We start from the raw sequence: 4,996 nt of genomic DNA on the forward strand, positions 1-4,996 counted from the left end.
GTCGCATGACTGTTGGTGGAAAGTTTTTCGGCCTGGGATGGGCTCGCGGCCTATCAGCTTGTTGGTGGGGTGATGGCCTACCAAGGCGACGACGGGTAGCCGGCCTGAGAGGGCGACCGGCCACACTGGGACTGAGACACGGCCCAGACTCCTACGGGAGGCAGCAGTGGGGAATATTGCACAATGGGCGGAAGCCTGATGCAGCGACGCCGCGTGAGGGATGACGGCCTTCGGGTTGTAAACCTCTTTCAGCAGGGACGAAGCGTAAGTGACGGTACCTGCAGAAGAAGCGCCGGCCAACTACGTGCCAGCAGCCGCGGTAAGACGTAGGGCGCGAGCGTTGTCCGGATTTATTGGGCGTAAAGAGCTCGTAGGCGGCTTGTCGCGTCGACTGTGAAAACCCGCAGCTCAACTGCGGGCCTGCAGTCGATACGGGCAGGCTAGAGTTCGGTAGGGGAGACTGGAATTCCTGGTGTAGCGGTGAAATGCGCAGATATCAGGAGGAACACCGGTGGCGAAGGCGGGTCTCTGGGCCGATACTGACGCTGAGGAGCGAAAGCGTGGGGAGCGAACAGGATTAGATACCCTGGTAGTCCACGCTGTAAACGTTGGGCGCTAGGTGTGGGGGGCCTCTCCGGTTCTCTGTGCCGCAGCTAACGCATTAAGCGCCCCGCCTGGGGAGTACGGCCGCAAGGCTAAAACTCAAAGGAATTGACGGGGGCCCGCACAAGCGGCGGAGCATGCGGATTAATTCGATGCAACGCGAAGAACCTTACCTGGGTTTGACATGGCCGCAAAACCGGCAGAGATGTCGGGTCCTTCGGGGGCGGTCACAGGTGGTGCATGGCTGTCGTCAGCTCGTGTCGTGAGATGTTGGGTTAAGTCCCGCAACGAGCGCAACCCTCGTTCGATGTTGCCAGCGCGTTATGGCGGGGACTCATCGAAGACTGCCGGGGTCAACTCGGAGGAAGGTGGGGATGACGTCAAGTCATCATGCCCCTTATGTCCAGGGCTTCACGCATGCTACAATGGCCGGTACAATGGGCTGCGATACCGTGAGGTGGAGCGAATCCCAAAAAGCCGGTCTCAGTTCGGATCGGGGTCTGCAACTCGACCCCGTGAAGTCGGAGTCGCTAGTAATCGCAGATCAGCAACGCTGCGGTGAATACGTTCCCGGGCCTTGTACACACCGCCCGTCACGTCACGAAAGTCGGCAACACCCGAAGCCGGTGGCCCAACCCTTGTGGAGGGAGCCGTCGAAGGTGGGGCTGGCGATTGGGACGAAGTCGTAACAAGGTAGCCGTACCGGAAGGTGCGGCTGGATCACCTCCTTTCTAAGGAGCACCTTCCACCGAAGGGTGGTAAGGAGCCCGCGCCGTCCGAATGTGGCGGTGGGGTGCTCGATGGCGGAGACACTGGCGAGTTTTTTCCTGGCAACGGCCGGGGCTTCCTAGTACGGCCACTTCGGTGGTGTGGAACGGGGTTCTGGTGCGGCTGGGGGGAGGCGGATAGCACCCTGTTGGGTCCTGAAGGAACAACCCTTGTGTGGTTGGTTTCTTTAGGCGAAAGCTGCCAGGCATGGCCTGGTGTGGCATACCGCCGGCGGTTGTCGGGTTTGGTGTCGCATCTTGTGGGTTGTGGGTTGGTCGTTGGTTGAGAATTGCACAGTGGACGCGAGCATCTTTGTGGTCAAGTTGTCAAGGGCGAACGGTGAATGCCTTGGCACCAGGAGCCGATGAAGGACGTGGGAGGCCGCGATAGGCCTGGGGGAGCTGTCAACCAAGCTGTGATCCCAGGGTGTCCGAATGGGGAAACCTGGCATCAGTCATGTGATGTCACCTGCACCTGAACACATAGGGTGTATGGGGGGAACGCGGGGAAGTGAAACATCTCAGTACCCGTAGGAAGAGAAAACAAACAGTGATTCCGTGAGTAGTGGCGAGCGAAAGCGGATTGAGGCTAAACCGGCTGCGTGTGATACCTGTCAGGGGTTGCGTGGTCGGGGTTGTGGGACCCTGCTACATGAGCTGACACTCGTGTGAGGAGTTATAAAACCAGTTGCTAGCCGAACAGTCTGGAATGGCTGACCGTAGGCGGTGAAAGTCCGGTAGGTGAAAGTGGCTGGTCTTCTGTGGGTGTTCCCGAGTAGCGGCGGACTCCTGAAATCTGCCGTGAATCTGCCAGGACCACCTGGTAAGCCTAAATACTTCCTGGTGACCGATAGCGGACAAGTACCGTGAGGGAATGGTGAAAAGTACCCCGGGAGGGGAGTGAAATAGTACCTGAAACCGTTCGCCTACAATCCGTCGGAGCCTTGCGGGGTGACGGCGTGCCTTTTGAAGAATGAGCCTGCGAGTTAGTGGCATGTGGCGAGGTTAACCCGTGTGGGGGAGCCGTAGCGAAAGCGAGTCTGAATAGGGCGTTTTTAGTCGCATGCTCTAGACCCGAAGCGGAGTGATCTAGCCATGGGCAGGCTGAAGCGCGGGTAAGACCGCGTGGAGGGCCGAACCCACCAACGTTGAAAAGTTGGGGGATGACCTGTGGTTAGGGGTGAAAGGCCAATCAAACTCCGTGATAGCTGGTTCTCCCCGAAATGCATTTAGGTGCAGCGTCGCGTGTTTCTTGCCGGAGGTAGAGCACTGGATGGTCTAGGGGGCCCACAAGCTTACCGAAATCAGCCAAACTCCGAATGCCGGTAAGTGAGAGCGCGGCAGTGAGACTGCGGGGGATAAGCTTCGTAGTCGAGAGGGAAACAGCCCAGATCACCAGCTAAGGCCCCTAAGCGTGTGCTAAGTGGAAAAGGATGTGGGGTCGCATAGACAACCAGGAGGTTGGCTTAGAAGCAGCCACCCTTTAAAGAGTGCGTAATAGCTCACTGGTCAAGTGGTTCCGCGCCGACAATGTAGCGGGGCTCAAGCACACCGCCGAAGCTGTGGCATTTACATTTTACTTCGCGTGCCCTTGATGGTGCGTGCAGGTGTGTGGATGGGTAGGGGAGCGTCGTGCCGGGGGTGAAGCATCCGAGTGATCGAGGTGTGGACGCGGCACGAGTGAGAATGCAGGCATGAGTAGCGAAAGAAGGGTGAGAAACCCTTCCGCCGGATGACCAAGGGTTCCAGGGCCAGGCTAATCCGCCCTGGGTGAGTCGGGACCTAAGGCGAGGCCGAGAGGCGTAGTCGATGGACAACGGGTTGATATTCCCGTACCCGCGAAAGAGCGACCCTGATGAACCTCGTTGTGCTAACCATCCGATCCTGGGGCGGTCTTCGGACCAAGCTGGGGGAGCGTGGGAACCTGGCGGGTAGTAGTCAAGCGATGGGGTGACGCAGGAAGGTAGCTGAGCCCGGCCGGTGGTTGTGCCGGGGTAAGCGTGTAGGCCGGTGTGTAGGCAAATCCGCACACCATGGGGCTGAGACGTGATGCCGAGCCGATTCAGGTGAAGTCAGTGATCCTATGCTGCCGAGAAAAGCCTCTAGCGAGTTCTTAGCGGCCCGTACCCCAAACCGACACAGGTGGTCAGGTAGAGAATACCGAGGCGATCGGGCGAACTGTGGTTAAGGAACTCGGCAAATTGCCCCCGTAACTTAGGGAGAAGGGGGGCCGGAGACGTGAAGCCCCGCGCGGGTGGAGCGTTGTATGGCCGCAGAGAGCAGGGGGAAGCGACTGTTTACTAAAAACACAGGTCCATGCGAAGAAGTAATTCGATGTATATGGACTGACGCCTGCCCGGTGCTGGAACGTTAAGGGGACCTGTTAGCTCTTCGGGGCGAAGCGGAGAACTTAAGCGCCAGTAAACGGCGGTGGTAACTATAACCATCCTAAGGTAGCGAAATTCCTTGTCGGGTAAGTTCCGACCTGCACGAATGGCGTAACGACTTCCCCACTGTCTCAACCACAGGCCCGGCGAAATTGCATTACGAGTAAAGATGCTCGTTACGCGCGGCAGGACGGAAAGACCCCGGGACCTTTACTATAGCTTGACATTGGTATCCGAATTAGCTTGTGTAGGATAGGTGGGAGCCGGTGAAGTCCGTACGCCAGTACGGGTGGAGGCAATCTTGAAATACCACTCTGGTTGATTTGGGTATCTAACTTCGGACCGTTATCCGGTTCAGGGACAGTGTCTGGTGGGTAGTTTAACTGGGGCGGTTGCCTCCTAAAGGGTAACGGAGGCGCCCAAAGGTTCCCTCAGCCTGGTTGGCAATCAGGTGTTGAGTGCAAGTACACAAGGGAGCTTGACTGTGAGACTGACAGGTCGAGCAGGGACGAAAGTCGGGACTAGTGATCCGGCACTTGCGTGTGGAAGCGGTGTCGCTCAACGGATAAAAGGTACCCCGGGGATAACAGGCTGATCTTCCCCAAGAGTCCATATCGACGGGATGGTTTGGCACCTCGATGTCGGCTCGTCGCATCCTGGGGCTGTAGCAGGTCCCAAGGGTTGGGCTGTTCGCCCATTAAAGCGGTACGCGAGCTGGGTTTAGAACGTCGTGAGACAGTTCGGTCCCTATCCGCCGTGCGCGTAGGATACTTGAGAAGGGCTGTCCCTAGTACGAGAGGACCGGGACGGACGAACCTCTGGTGTGCCAGTTGTCCTGCCAAGGGCACGGCTGGTTAGCTACGTTCGGAAGGGATAACCGCTGAAAGCATCTAAGCGGGAAGCCTGCTTCAAGATGAGGTATCCCACCCTCTTTGGAGGGGTAAGGCCCCCAGCTAGACGACTGGGTTGATAGGCCGGAAATGTAAGCCCGGTAACGGGTTCAGTTGACCGGTACTAATAGGCCGAGGACTTGACTACATTCTGCTTGCTTGCGTCCACTGTGTGATTCACGGCTAACGAACAACCTGCCCGGTTGTTTGATATGTCGATAGTGTTACGGCGGTCATGGCGGAGGGGAAACGCCCGGTTACATTCCGAACCCGGAAGCTAAGCCCTCCAGCGCCGATGGTACTGCACTCGGGAGGGTGTGGGAGAGTAGGACACCGCCGGACTTCTTTT

Annotated in this window: 3 rRNA genes; all 3 read left to right on the forward strand. The window is 58.0% G+C overall.

Going from position 1 to position 4,996, the window contains the following annotated elements:
* Positions 1-1,334 (forward strand): 16S ribosomal RNA (locus ACIBJE_RS31500); the annotation flags it as partial.
* Between the two features lie 353 nt (positions 1,335-1,687).
* Positions 1,688-4,795: ribosomal RNA gene (locus tag ACIBJE_RS31505) — 23S ribosomal RNA — on the forward strand.
* A gap of 77 nt (positions 4,796-4,872) precedes the next feature.
* A 5S ribosomal RNA gene (gene rrf / locus ACIBJE_RS31510) occupies positions 4,873-4,989 on the forward strand.
* Positions 4,990-4,996 lie beyond the last annotated feature (7 nt).

The sequence above is a fragment of the Micromonospora sp. NPDC050187 genome (assembly GCF_044459745.1).
In the GTDB taxonomy this organism is placed as follows: domain Bacteria; phylum Actinomycetota; class Actinomycetes; order Mycobacteriales; family Micromonosporaceae; genus Micromonospora.